Raw genomic sequence first — 11,643 nt, 5'->3', positions numbered from 1 at the left:
GCTCCTCCCGTCACTCCTCGACCCCGAGGATCTCCAGGACGCGGGGCAGCATCTCCTCGACCCGCTGCCGGATGCCCTCGGCGGAGAGGCTGGCCACCGGGTGCGGGACGGACACGTACTGGAAGCCCGGGAACCCGTAGGTCCGGGCCATCGCCTCCGCGGTGATGCGGAAGGCGTCGGTGCAGATGGAGACGGCGGGCACGCCCGCGCGCTCCAGCAGGATCCCGTCGGCCAGACTGGCCGCGCTGCAGGAGCCCTAGTCACCGATCGCCGTGATGGCGAAGTCGCACTCCTCGAAGATCCGCTGGGTCTGGGTGGGCTCCACCGGCGTCCCGAAGTACGGCTTGGTGAACATCAGGACGTCCTTGACGCCGTACCGCTGCTTGAGCACCGAGCCGACCTCGGTGAGCAGCGCGGCGCCGTTGGGCTTGCCGTTGTCGAGCAGCCCGAGCGTGCGCCCGCGGAGGGTCGTGACCCGCGGGGCCAGCGAGGTGTCCGCGGTGGCGTCCGTGGCGCCGGTCGGGTCCAGGATGGACTCCAGCTCCATGGCTCCTCCTCGTCGAGTGGGCGGAGCCGGGCACGACCACGCCGTGTGCGGCATCCGTACACCGGTTCCCTTGCCGCACACGACCCTAGCCAGAGTCGGCGACCCCGGTCAACGGCACCGCCCCGTAACGTGCCGTCCGGCCCGACCACCGTGCCCGGCCCACCGCCGTCCGGTCCGCGAGGAGTACCCCATGCCCGCCGTCGACACCGCCCCGGCGTGGTTCACCCGCGCGGTGGCCGCCGCCCCCGAGCACCGGGACGTCGACGTCGACGGCGCCCGGGTGCACTACCGAGCGTGGGGCACCCCGGGCCGGCCGGGCCTGGTGCTGGTGCACGGCGGCGCGGCGCACTCGGGCTGGTGGGACCACATCGCCCCGCTCCTCGACACCCACCGCGTGGTCGCCCCCGACCTCAGCGGGCACGGCGACAGCGGCCGCCGGGAGGGCTACGGCATGGCGCAGTGGGCGCGGGAGGTGCTCGCCGTCGCCGCCGCCGAGGAGCTGTCCCGGCCGGTGGTGGTAGGTCACAGCATGGGCGGCTGGGTGGCGCTGACGACCGGCGTCGAGCACGGGGACGCCGTCGCCGGTGTCGCGGTCATCGACTCCCCGCTGGACCGGCAGCCACCCGAGGAGCAGACCCTGCGCGAGCAGCCGCGGGTGCACAAGGTGCACCCCGACCCGGACGCCGCGGTCGCCCGCTTCCGCACCCTGCCGGCCCAGGAGGTCTACCTGCCCTACGTCCGCGAGCACGTCGCCCGCGGCTCGCTGCGCGCGGTCGAGGGCGGCTGGACCTGGAAGTTCGACCCCGGCTTCTTCGGCAGCCGCCCGCTGGTGCGCCAGCTGCTGCCCCGGCTGGCCGCGCCCGCGGCGCTGTTCCGCTGCCAGCACGGCCTGGTGACGCCGGACATGGCGGCCGAGATGGGGGCCCTGGTCCCCGGCGGGCTGCCCGTCGTCGACCTGCCCGAGGCCGGGCACCACCCGATGCTCGACCAGCCGCTGGCCCTGCTGGCCGGCGTCCGCACGCTGCTCGCCGTCTGGCCGCCCGCCCGCCCCGCGTAGCGCGCCGGACGGGCATCGCGCAGCGCCGGACGGGCATCGCGCGCAGCGCGCCGGACGGGCGCCGCGCACAGCGCGCCGGACGGGCGCCGCGCGTAGCGTGGGCCTCATGCCGGGGTCGGGGCGCATCCACCATCCGGGGCTGGCCCGCAGGGTCGTCGACGCCGATGCCGCCGCGGCCCACATCCGGCACGGCGACACCGTGGGCATGAGCGGGTTCACCGGCGCCGGCTACCCCAAGGTCGTCCCGCAGGCGCTGGCCCGCCGGATCTCCGACACGCACGCCGCCGGGCACCCGTTCCGCGTGAACGTGTGGACCGGCGCCTCCACCGCGCCCGAGCTGGACGGCGCACTGGCCGCCGCCGACGGCGTGGAGCTGCGGCTGCCCTACCAGTCCGACCCGGTGAGCCGGGAGAAGATCAACGCCGGGCTCATGGAGTACATCGACGTCCACCTGTCGCACGTGGCGCAGATGGCGTGGATGGGCTTCCTCGGCCCGCTCGACGTCGCGGTGATCGAGGTCAGCGGCATCACCGCCGACGGCGACCTGATCCCGTCGTCGTCGATCGGGAACAACAAGACCTGGCTGGACCAGGCCGACCGCGTCGTCCTGGAGGTGAACTCCTGGCAGAGCGCGGCGCTGGACGGGATGCACGACGTCTACTACGGCACCGCACTGCCGCCGGACCGCAAGCCCATCCAGCTGACCCGGCCCCACGACCGGATCGGCGTCCCGTACCTGCGCTGTCCCGAGGAGAAGATCGTCGCGATCGTCGAGACCGACGCTCCCGACCGCAACAGCCCCTTCAAGGCGCCGGACGCCGACTCGCAGGCCATCGCCGGGCACATCGTGGAGTTCCTGGAGCAGGAGGTGTCCCGCGGCCGGCTGCCCCGCCCGCTGCTGCCGCTGCAGTCCGGGGTCGGCAACGTCGCCAACGCGGTCCTCGCCGGGCTCGCGAACTCCTCGTTCGAGGGGCTGACCGCCTACACCGAGGTGATCCAGGACGGCATGCTCGAGCTGCTGTGCTCGGGCCGGATGGTGTCGGCGTCGGCGACGGCTTTCTCCCTGAGCCCTGAGGGGACGGCGCGGTTCGACGCCGAGGCCGCGGTGCTGCGCGAGCGGATCCTGCTGCGGCCGCAGGAGATCAGCAACCACCCGGAGATCGTCCGGCGGCTCGGCGTGCTGGCGATGAACGGGCTGATCGAGGCCGACATCTACGGCAACGTCAACTCCACGCACGTCATGGGCAGCCGGATCCAGAACGGCATCGGCGGCTCCGGTGACTTCGCCCGCAACGCCTACACCTCCTTCTTCCTCACGCCGTCGACGGCCAAGGGCGGCGCGATCTCGACGATCGTGCCGATGGTCAGCCACGTCGACCACACCGAGCACGACGTCTCGGTGATCGTCACCGAGCAGGGCCTGGCCGACCTGCGCGGGTTGGCGCCGCGCAAGCGGGCCGAACTGGTCATCGAGCGGTGCGCGCACCCGGACTACCGGCCCGCGCTGCGTGACTACTACCAGCGGGCGCTGCGTGACTCCCCCGGCCGGCACACCCCGCACCTGCTGGCCGAGGCGCTGAGCTGGCACACCCGCTACCTGGCCGACGGGACGATGCGGTCGCAGTGAGCGCCGGCGGGTGAGTCGATGGTTGGCGGGCCAATCGTTGGTGCGCTACGGCCCTATGCTGGACGGGTGACGACACGCCAGATGCCTCAGCCTCCGGAGGACGTGCTCGCCCTGGATCGACAGGTGTGCTTCGCCCTGTCCGTGGCCGCCCGCAACGTGGTCGCCGTCTACCGCCCGGTGCTCGAGCCGCTGGGCCTGACCCACCCGCAGTACCTGGTGATGCTGGCGCTGTGGCAGCACGGGTCCCTGTCGGTCAAGGCACTGTCCGGCCTGCTGCAACTGGACCCCGGCACGCTCTCACCCCTGCTGAAGCGACTGGAGGCCGCCGGCCTGCTGCGCCGGGAGCGGGACCCGAAGGACCAGCGCAACCTCGCGCTCGCGTTGACCGACAAGGGCACGGCGCTGCGCGAACAGGCGGAGAAGATCCCCGCTGGCATCGTCGAGCGCCTGGGCATGCCGGTCGAGCAGTTGATGAGCCTGCACGAGGTGCTCACCCAGGTGATCGCCGCCTCGCAGCAGGCCCTGGCCCACCCCGCCGAGGGGGACGAGGCCGGAGCGGACGCCACCGTCGCCTGAATCCGGCCGGCCGACCCGAGCGGCTGTTAGCCTGCTAACAATTGGTACGCCAATTCTTGGTGTCCCAGCAATCTGGGGCATGATGGGGACGTGAGCGTCGTCGAGCAGGAGCACACAGCCGTCATGGCAGACCCCGCCGGGCCCGACCCGACCGAGCCGATCGTCCGGCCAGCCCCGCACCGCTGGTTGTGGTACGCCTTCGGCGGCAGCCTGCCCAAACGGCACCGCGGCTGGGTGCTGTACGACACCACGACCGGTACGTGGTGGCTGCGCCACCTGGCCCGCACGGTGGTCCAGCTCGCCGTGCCGATCCTCCTGATCATGACGCTGCTGCCGGCCTCGTGGGGGCTGCGCGCCGCATGCGCGGGCGGCGGGCTGGCCCTCGCGCTGTTCTACTCCCTGGCCTACATGCCCGAGAGCGTCGAGAACCGGGTGGTGAAGGTCGGCTACCCGGCCGGCACCGCCACCGTGCACCGGGAGCGCGCCGGCCACCTGCGGGAGCAGCGGGAGAGCGAACGCCGCCGGGCCGCCGCCGCGGCCAGGCGCGCCGCTCGCTACCGGGACCGGCACGGGCGCTGACCCGTCAGTCCGTCGACCAGCCGTCGCCGGGGACCGTGCGCAGGCAGGCGACCGGCACCGGCAGGCCCGCCGTCCGCAGCCGGGCGGTCAGCGCGGCGACCCCGCGGCCGGCGACCGCCTCGTCGGCCCAGACCTCGATGCCGACCAGCGCGTCGCACTCCCAGCCCAGCCGGCGGGTGAGACAGCCGTCCCCTGCCCAACTGCCCGGCCGCAGCAGCTCCCGCAGCCGCCGCTCCTCCTCGGGTGTGGCGCAGGCCCAGAGCAGGCGCGCGACGACGACCGGCATGCGTTCCCCCTCGCACCGACGGTGCGCAGCACGCTACGGATCCGGAACCACGCCGTCCCGGGCCCGAGGTCCCGATCCGCTAGGCGACGCGGACGGCGGAGACGTCGAACTCGATCTGGATGCGGTCGCTGACCAGTACGCCGCCGGTGTCCAGGGGCGTGTTCCAGGTCAGGCCCCAGTCGCTGCGCTTGATCGCCACCGCGCCCTCGAAGCCCACCCGGGTCTGCCCGAACGGGTCCTTCGCCGAACCGGTGAGGGTGAAGTCCACCGAGACCGGGCGGGTGGTGCCGCGGATGGTGAGGTCGCCGGACACCGTGTAGACGTCGGCCTCGACCTGCTCCACGTCGGTGGAGACGAAGACGATCTCCGGGTACGTCTCGACGTCGAGGAAGTCCGGCGAGCGCAGGTGGGCGTCGCGGTCGGGCTGGCCGGTGTCGATGCTCGCCGTCCGGATGCGCAGGGTCACCCTGCTGGCCGGCGGGTGGGCCGTGTCCAGGTGGGCGGTGCCGGCGAACTCGGTGAAGGAGCCGCGGACCGTGGTGACCATCGCGTGGCGGGCGCGGATGCCGATGCGGGTGTGCGCGGCGTCGATCTCGTAGTCGCCGCTGACGTCGACGAGCGCGCTGGTCGCCGCGTCGAAGTCGGTGGGGTCCGCGTCAGGTGCCCGGTGTCTGCCCATGGCCGACGTCTCCCTTCCCCCGGTACATCCGCTCCATCCTGACCGATGCCCGCCGGGCGGACGAACCGGGGTCGGCTCAGCGGGGGTCCAGCCCCGCGTAGACCCGCCGCGCGTTCTCCCCCAGCACCAGCGGGACGACGTCCTCGGGCAGCCCCAGCGAGGCGACCGCGCGGGCGTTCGCCGCCTGTCCGGGGACCCCGGGCCAGTCGGTGCCGTAGATCCACTTGCGGGCCAGTCGGGCGAGGTCGAACCGGGCGTAGTACTCCGGGAGCCGCTTGGGCGGCAGGCCGGACAGCTCGATCCACACGTTGGGCCGGGAGACGGCGAGGAACGCCGCGGCGTCGTACCACCAGCCGCGGCCGCCGTGGGCGAGGACGACCTGCAGGTCGGGGAAGTCCCGGAGGACGGCGTCGAGCAGCTGCGGGTCGGCGTAGGCGTTGGTCGAGCCGGGGAAGCTGCTGGTGCCGCAGTGCACGACCAGGGGCACACCGCGCTCGACGAGGACGGCGTAGGCCGGGTACATCGCGGCGTCGTCGGCGCGGAACCCGCCGTGCACCGGGTGGATCTTCAGCGCCGCCGCGCCGTGGTCGAGCTGACGCGTGAGCTCACGGGCGATCGGGAAGTGCAGGTGCGGGTTGACGTTGGCCACCGGGCGGAACCGCCGCGGGTCGTGCTCGACGATGGGCAGCAGGTCGTCGAAGAGCTGGTAGCCGGTCGCCCTGGGGCTGTACTCGCAGAACAGCAGCGCGACGTCGACGCCGTCCTCGGCGAAGATCCGGTCCAGCACCGCGGGGTCGGGGCTGCCGTCGGGGCGCCACACCTCCTCGAGGATGCCGGGGGGGCCGAACTGCCGTGCCCAGTCGATCCAGGCCGGCGCCAGGGTGGACAGGTGCGGGACGTGGACGTGCGCGTCCACGAGGAGGTGTCCGTCGAGCACGTCAGCGATCCTGCCCGCCCGCCCGCACGATCACCCGTGGGGACGGCGGCTCGGCGGTGAGCAGGGCGACCAGGTCGGCCCGGCGGTCACGGACGGCGGCCTGGTTGACGTAGCCCTTGTCGGTGATCTCGCCGGCGTCCAGCTGGGCCGGCTCGCCGAGCACGAGCAACCGCTCGACCGTCTGGGACGAGCCGCCGCCCTGCGCGGCCAGCCGCTCCATCGTCGCGACCAGCTCGGCGCGCAGGCCGTCGTCCGGCACGCCGTCGGCGTCCACCCGAGCGGCGTGCTCGGGGTGCAGCCACACCATCGCACTCACGAACCCGGCGTCCTGACCGCAGATCACCGCGTCGGTGACCAGCCCGTGCGAGGCGGACAGCAGCTGGGGGCGCAGCGTGCCGACGCTGACGAAGGTGCCGGTCATCAGCTTGAAGTCCTCGGCGATCCGGCCCCGGAAGACCAGGCCGGCCGCCGGGTCGTCGGGATCGGCGAGGGCCACGGCGTCACCGGTGCGGAAGAAGCCGTCCTCGTCGAACGCGGCGGCGGTGAGGTCGGGACGGCGGTGGTAGCCCGGCGTCACGTTCGCGCCGCGCACCCGGACCTCCGTCTTGGCCCCCACGGGCACCAGGGCCAGCTCCACCCCCGGCAGCGGCACGCCCAGGACGTCGCTGCGGGTGATCGGGTAGTGCGCGCTGGTCGCGGCCGGGGCGGTCTCGGTCAGGCCCCAGGAGGTGGTCATCTCCATGGCGGAGCCGTGGGCGGCGGCCAGCTCGTTGATCCGGTCCCACAGCTGCTGGGGCAGCGCCGCCGCGGCGAAGAACCCGAGCCGCAGGCGGGACAGGAAGGCCCGCGCGGCCGCCTCGTCCCGCTCCAGGTGTGGCAGCAGGACGGCGTATCCCGCGGGCACGTTCAGGTACACCGTCGGGCGGGCGTCGGACAGGTTGCGCACGGTCCGCTCGACCAGTCCGGGAACCGGCCGGCCGTCGTCGATCCAGAGCGTGCCGCCGTTGGACAGCACCAGGTTCGAGTCGTGGTTCCCGCCGAAGGTGTGGCTCCACGGCAACCAGTCGAGCAGGACGGGCGGCTCGTCCTCCAGGAACGGCCAGACCTGGCGCATCTGCTGCTGGTTGGCCGACAGCATGCCGTGGGTGTTGAGGACCCCCTTGGGGGCGCCGGTCGACCCGGACGTGAAGAGGATCTTGGCGACGTCTCCCCGGCGCAGCGCGGAGCACCGGCGGTCCACCTCGGGGCTCGGCGAGGCACCGAACTCCGCGACGGGCAGCGAGCCGGGCAGATCGCCGTCCCGGCTGAGCACCGGCCGGCCGCCGGCCACGGCGGCGACCGCTCGGGCGAAGGAGGCGTCCTCGGCGACGACGAGCCCCGGGTCGACCAGGTCGGCCATCGCCCGCAGCTTGGCGTGGTCGGCGCTCTGCAGCGAGTACGCGACGCTGGTCGGGACGACGGGCGCGCCCACCGTCATGGCGGCCAGCGCGACGAGCAGGTGCAGCCGGCTGTTGCCGGACAGGACCATGACCGGCCGGTCGGCCAGCCCGCGGTCGAGCAGCCCCTGCGCCAGCCGGTCGGCCTGCTCTCGCACCTCGCCCCACGTCAGACGCGCCCACTCGCCGTCGGGGCCACGCTCGGCGACGAGCAGCCGGTCGGGGTGGGCCTCGCTGTGCGCCCGGAAGTCGTGGACGACGCTCACCGCGTGCTCGCCGAGCGGTTCGGTCGACCGCAGCAACAGCCGCCCGTCGGGCAGCTGCTCGGAGTGGATGCGCGGAGGGCTGAAGGTGTCGGGCATCGGGGGCCACCTCGGGACGTCGTCAGCCGGGTCGGGCGGTGCCCGGATGTTCGACGCCCCGACGCCCGGCGTCAAGGCACGTGTAGCTCGTCCCACGGGCGGGGCGTCACCGGAAGCGGCGGAAGTCCGGCGGCCGCTTCTCGGCGAAGGCCCGGGCGCCCTCCATGCCCTCCTCGCTGACCGCGAACAGGGACAGCCCGTCGAAGGCCAGGTGCGAGACGCCGCTCAGGTGGTCGGTGTCGGCGTTGAACGAGTGCTTGAGGAAGCGCAGCGCCGTCGGCGAGTAGGAGCCCATCTTCCGGGCCCACTCGCGAGCGGTCTCCAGCAGCCGCTCGCGTGGCACCACCTCGTTGACCAGTCCCCAGCGCTCGGCCGTCGCCGCGTCGTAGCGGTCGAGGAGGAACCAGATCTGGCGGGCCCGCTTCTCCCCGACGACCCGCGCGAGGTAGGCCGAGCCGAAGCCGGCGTCGAAGGAGCCGACGCGCGGTCCGGCCTGGGCGAAGGTCGCCTCCTCGCAGGCGACGGTGAGGTCGCACAGCACGTGCAGGACGTGGCCGCCGCCGATGGCGATGCCGTTGACCGCGGCGATCACCGGCTTGGGGACGTCGCGGATGATCCGGTGCAGCCGCTCGATCTCGAACGTCCCCCACTCGGTCTCGCCGTAGCCGCCGGTCTCGGCGCGCTCCTTGACGTCGCCGCCGGTGCAGAAGGCGCGCTCCCCGGTCGCGGTGAGGATGACCGCGGCGACGCGCGGGTCGGCCCAGGCGTGCTTGAACGCCGCGATCAGCTCGTCGACGGTGCGCCCGCGGAAGCTGTTCATCCGCTCCGGGCGGTCGATGGTGACGACGGCGTGGTTGTCCTCCTCGACCTCGTAGCGGACGTCGGTGAACTCCTCGGGCCGCATGCCCACCACCCCTCCGTGGTCCCCGGCGCCGGCGGTCGCGGGAGCCGGTATGTCGTCATGTTGACGGTCGTCACGATCGGCTGGCAAGCTCGCCGGCGTGGTCGCCCGCCGCTGCCTGGTGACCGGCGCGGGGCGGGGCATCGGCGCCGCCGTCGCCCGCCGGCTGGCCGCCCAGGGTCATGCCGTCGCGCTCACCGCGCGCAGCGCCGGGGAGCTCGACGCGGTCGCCGCCGGCCTGCCCGGGCCCGCCCTCGTCGTCCCCGCCGACCTCACCGACCCGATCGCCGCGGACGCCGTCGTCGGCGCCGTCGAGCGTGCATGGGGCGGGCCGGTGGAGGTGCTGGTGCTCAACGCGGGCGCCGGCACCTCGGCCCCGCTGGCGCGGACCACCGACGAGGACTGGGCACGGATGCTCGACCTCAACCTCACCGCCCCCTTCCGGCTGTTGCGACGCGCGCTGCCCGGGATGGTCGAGGGCGGGTGGGGGCGCGTGGTGGCGGTCGCGTCGACGGCGGCCAAGCGCGGAGACCCCTACGTCGCGGCCTACACCGCCAGCAAGCACGGACTGCTCGGACTGGTCCGGTCGGCGGCCGCCGAGGTCGCCGGCTCCGGCGTCACGGTGAACGCCGTGTGCCCCGGCTACGTCGACACCCCGATGACCGCGGCGACGGTGGCCACGATCAGCACCGCGACCGGGCGCACCCCGGAGCAGGCGCGCGAGACGCTGGCCCGCCGCCAGCCGATCGGCCGGCTCGTCGATCCGGACGAGGTGGCCGACGCGGTGCTGCTCTGCGTGGGCAGCGCGGCGATCACCGGGCAGGGGATCAACGTCGACGGAGGGACGGTGCAGTCGTGAGTCACCTCGAGCGGGTGGACCCGCCGGAACTGGCCCGGGCCTCGGGCTTCAGCCACGCGGTGGTGGCGCAGCCCGGGCGGACGGTGTTCCTCGCCGGGCAGACCGCCATGGACGCCGAGGGCCGGATCGTCGGAGGCGACGTCGTCGCCCAGTTCGAGCAGGCCCTGGGCAACCTGCTGACCGCACTGCGGACGGCCGGCGGGGAGCCGGCGCACCTGGCCTCGCTGACGGTGTACGCGGTCGACCTGGCCGACTACCGCGCCCGCGCCCGCGACGTCGGCGCGGTGTGGCGGCGGCTCGTCGGCAGCGACTACCCCGCGATGGCGGGCATCGGCGTGGCCCGGCTGTGGGACGACGAGGCGCTGGTGGAGGTCCAGGGCACCGCCGTCCTGCCGGACTGAAGCTCCTGCGACCTGCTCCGGGGGCGACCGCGGTGCGGTTGCGAGTCGCTGACCTGGCACGACGCGTCCGCTGCCCTTGCCCCTACGACGTGTTCGAACGTATGATCGAGACATGTCGACGGGAGTGGCGAGCGAGGCCGATGCGCCCACCGCCGCCCCGTCCCCGCCGGTGGTGGGCTGGGCGACCGGTCCGCTCGGTGCGGTGCAAACCGCCGATCGGGAGATCGCCCGGCAGACCGCTGTGCGGGCCCGGGCGGTGGCGGCGTTCGCCGCGTCCCGGCCGGCGTCGGCGGACCGGGCGCAGGGTCAGCCGGGGGCGATGAGCGCCGACCGGTGGGCCGCCCGCCCCGAGGTGCTGCGCGGGGTCAGCGAGTGGGCCACGCCGGAGCTGGCGCTGGCGCTGAACCTGACCGCGCAGGCCGCCGAGGCGCTGCTGGAGCGGTCGCTGAGCTTGGTGCACCGGCTGCCGGGCACGCTGGCCGCGCTGGAGGCCGGGGTGCTGCACGCCGGGCACCTGTGGCATCTGCTGGACAAGGTCGCGCCGATCACCGACGACGCACTCCGCGCGGCGGTGGAGGCCGAATTGCTGGCCTGGATGGGCCGCCGGGCGACGGTGACCACCCCGGCGCAGCTGGGCGACAAGGCCCGCCGGGTGCTGGCGCGGCGCGACGCCCGGGAAGCGGCGCGACGGCTGGCGCGAGCGCTGCGCGAGCGAGGCGTGTACCTGCGCCCGGAGCGTGCCGAGGGCATGGCCGCGCTCACCGTGATCTGCACGATGCCCGAGGCACAGGCGCTTCACCGAGCACTGGCCGCCTGCGCCGAGGCCCTCACCGACGATCCCGGCGATGCGCGCACCCGCGGACAGAAGATGGTCGACTGCCTGCTGGACCTCGTCCTCCGCCCCGGCGAGAACGATCTGCCCCCGGTCCAGGTGCTGCTGACCGTGGTCGCCTCGGTCGCCACCCTGCTCGGCGGCGACGCCCCGGGGGAGGTCGACGGCCAGGTGGTGCCGGCCGAGATGATCCGCCAGCTCCTGCAGAGGCTGGCCGGCACCGCACCCGCCGCCCACCACACCGGCACCGCGACCGGCGCAGCCGGCGCCGAGAAAGGCCCCGAGGCCGGCTGCGACCTGCCGTGGCAGGCCATCGAGCAGTACGAGCTCGAACGCTGGTGGGCCGAGGTCGAGCAGCGGGTGCTCGCTGACGCGCTCGACGGCGAACCCGATCGAGCCCCTACCCCGCCACCGACTGCCGACGACTCGGCCACCCTCGCAGGGCCGGCCGGCCCCGAGGCGCCGGTCGACAGCGAAGGGACAGCCGGCGCCGCTCCCCCGCTGGCCCCGGACACCGGGGCACCGCCGGGTGACACCGGCTGGTGGGCCACCGCCGACCGTGCC

At 74.2% G+C, this 11,643-nt stretch carries 12 protein-coding genes and 1 pseudogene; 7 read left to right on the top strand and 6 right to left on the bottom strand.

Features of this window, described 5'->3' with window-relative positions; genetic code table 11:
• Positions 1 to 10 precede the first annotated feature (10 nt).
• Positions 11 to 547 (bottom strand): annotated as a pseudogene (locus CRP39_RS28440) (UGSC family (seleno)protein).
• Positions 548 to 737: 190 nt separating this feature from the next.
• Between CRP39_RS28440 and CRP39_RS24690 the strand changes: the two are divergent.
• The 4 genes from CRP39_RS24690 (at position 738) to CRP39_RS24675 (ending at position 4,386) form a co-directional block, all read left to right on the top strand.
• A complete protein-coding gene (locus CRP39_RS24690) occupies positions 738 to 1,604 on the top strand; it encodes an alpha/beta fold hydrolase (RefSeq protein ID WP_097209051.1) in 867 nt (288 codons plus the stop codon).
• Positions 1,605 to 1,710: 106 nt separating this feature from the next.
• Positions 1,711 to 3,231 (top strand): succinyl-CoA:acetate CoA-transferase ScpC, encoded by a 1,521-nt coding sequence (gene scpC, locus CRP39_RS24685; protein ID WP_097209112.1) that lies wholly within the window; start codon positions 1,711 to 1,713, stop codon positions 3,229 to 3,231.
• Positions 3,232 to 3,297: 66 nt separating this feature from the next.
• Positions 3,298 to 3,807: a MarR family winged helix-turn-helix transcriptional regulator gene (locus CRP39_RS24680; protein WP_245854095.1), complete on the top strand. Its 510-nt coding sequence runs from the start codon at positions 3,298 to 3,300 to the stop codon at positions 3,805 to 3,807.
• A 90-nt stretch (positions 3,808 to 3,897) separates the two neighbouring features.
• Entirely contained in the window at positions 3,898 to 4,386 is a 489-nt protein-coding gene (locus CRP39_RS24675; RefSeq protein WP_245854094.1) for a DUF5313 family protein, read from the top strand.
• 4 nt (positions 4,387 to 4,390) lie between these two features.
• On the opposite strand, the gene CRP39_RS24670 is transcribed toward CRP39_RS24675, so the two are convergent.
• From CRP39_RS24670 to CRP39_RS24650, 5 genes are all read right to left on the bottom strand, one after another.
• The gene (locus tag CRP39_RS24670) at positions 4,391 to 4,672 is read right to left on the bottom strand and encodes a hypothetical protein (RefSeq protein WP_097209049.1); all 282 of its coding nucleotides are present in this window, start codon (positions 4,670 to 4,672) and stop codon (positions 4,391 to 4,393) included.
• Between the two features lie 79 nt (positions 4,673 to 4,751).
• A complete protein-coding gene (locus CRP39_RS24665; RefSeq protein WP_097209048.1) occupies positions 4,752 to 5,351 on the bottom strand; it encodes a YceI family protein in 600 nt (199 codons plus the stop codon).
• Positions 5,352 to 5,427: 76 nt separating this feature from the next.
• A complete protein-coding gene (locus tag CRP39_RS24660; RefSeq protein ID WP_097209047.1) occupies positions 5,428 to 6,288 on the bottom strand; it encodes an amidohydrolase family protein in 861 nt (286 codons plus the stop codon).
• Between the two features lies 1 nt (position 6,289).
• A complete protein-coding gene (locus CRP39_RS24655) occupies positions 6,290 to 8,086 on the bottom strand; it encodes a feruloyl-CoA synthase (protein ID WP_097209046.1) in 1,797 nt (598 codons plus the stop codon).
• 106 nt (positions 8,087 to 8,192) lie between these two features.
• Entirely contained in the window at positions 8,193 to 8,990 is a 798-nt protein-coding gene (locus CRP39_RS24650; protein WP_097209110.1) for an enoyl-CoA hydratase-related protein, read from the bottom strand.
• Positions 8,991 to 9,087: 97 nt separating this feature from the next.
• On the opposite strand from CRP39_RS24650, the gene CRP39_RS24645 reads away from it, so the two are divergent.
• The 3 genes from CRP39_RS24645 to CRP39_RS24635 all read left to right on the top strand — a co-directional run.
• Positions 9,088 to 9,846 (top strand): SDR family NAD(P)-dependent oxidoreductase, encoded by a 759-nt coding sequence (locus CRP39_RS24645; RefSeq protein ID WP_097209045.1) that lies wholly within the window; start codon positions 9,088 to 9,090, stop codon positions 9,844 to 9,846.
• The gene (locus CRP39_RS24640) at positions 9,843 to 10,247 is read left to right on the top strand and encodes a RidA family protein (protein ID WP_097209044.1); all 405 of its coding nucleotides are present in this window, start codon (positions 9,843 to 9,845) and stop codon (positions 10,245 to 10,247) included. The genes CRP39_RS24645 and CRP39_RS24640 overlap by 4 nt, the downstream gene beginning before the upstream one ends.
• A gap of 112 nt (positions 10,248 to 10,359) precedes the next feature.
• A partial coding sequence (locus CRP39_RS24635) for a DUF222 domain-containing protein (RefSeq protein ID WP_216359911.1) occupies positions 10,360 to 11,643 on the top strand: 1,284 nt, incomplete at its 3' end.

It is taken from the genome of Geodermatophilus sabuli, from assembly GCF_900215145.1.
GTDB lineage: Bacteria > Actinomycetota > Actinomycetes > Mycobacteriales > Geodermatophilaceae > Geodermatophilus > Geodermatophilus sabuli.
The sequence above is the reverse complement of the archived record's forward strand: the minus strand, read 5'-3'. Positions and strand labels throughout refer to the sequence as shown.